Annotated in this window: 1 protein-coding gene and 1 pseudogene; one reads left to right on the forward strand and one right to left on the reverse strand. The window is 37.5% G+C overall.

Annotated elements, in window-relative coordinates:
• Positions 1-81, reverse strand: a pseudogene (locus B3H30_RS21725) ((Fe-S)-binding protein); the annotation flags it as partial.
• 114 nt (positions 82-195) lie between these two features.
• On the opposite strand from B3H30_RS21725, the gene B3H30_RS21730 reads away from it, so the two are divergent.
• A complete protein-coding gene (locus B3H30_RS21730) occupies positions 196-393 on the forward strand; it encodes an ABC transporter substrate-binding protein (protein WP_070565935.1) in 198 nt (65 codons plus the stop codon).
• Positions 394-637: the final 244 nt, after the last annotated feature.

Here is a 637-nt window from a genome sequence, read left to right on the forward strand (position 1 = left end):
TACTTTTCTCGGCGCCTCATACACCTCATTGGCACGACCAAGATAACAGGGATCATGATAGGTTATCTTCTTTTCTTTAAATACGTTGCTGAAATTGGTCGCCTTAAGGAGAATGCTACAGCTGTTAAGGAAAAGCGCCGGGTCTATTTTACTTGGGCCTAAGGTCGTATTTTTTCAACAACAGGAACCCATAGCATGATGCATACATGTTTGGAAATGGCGGGTGTACAGAATGTTTGTCCATTTGAACTGGATCAACCCAATATTAATGCCGAAACTTTGATTGGATGGAATCCCGATATGATTGTGATGTGGAATGATAGCACTGATCTGTTCTATCAGCGCAATGAATTTAAAAACGATCCGTGCCGTGAAGGAAAAGCAGATTTTTAATCTTCTGCCTATGTTTATCTATAATCCACATACGTTGAAGGCTTTGTGTACTGCAACAGCAATTCATCATTGGGCATATTCAAGTACTGCGTTTAATCATAAACAACGTGTTATAGAAGTGATTTCTCGACTTTATGGCAAGGAAAAAGCTGATAAAATTATAACGCTATTGTAGTGATCGATCGAATTACTTCTATTGGGATAAAGAAAGTATGGTCTATCATTTTTTTTATTATTTAAGAAA

It is taken from the genome of Sphingobacterium sp. UBA7038, from assembly GCF_002494055.1.
Classification (GTDB): domain Bacteria; phylum Bacteroidota; class Bacteroidia; order Sphingobacteriales; family Sphingobacteriaceae; genus Sphingobacterium; species Sphingobacterium multivorum.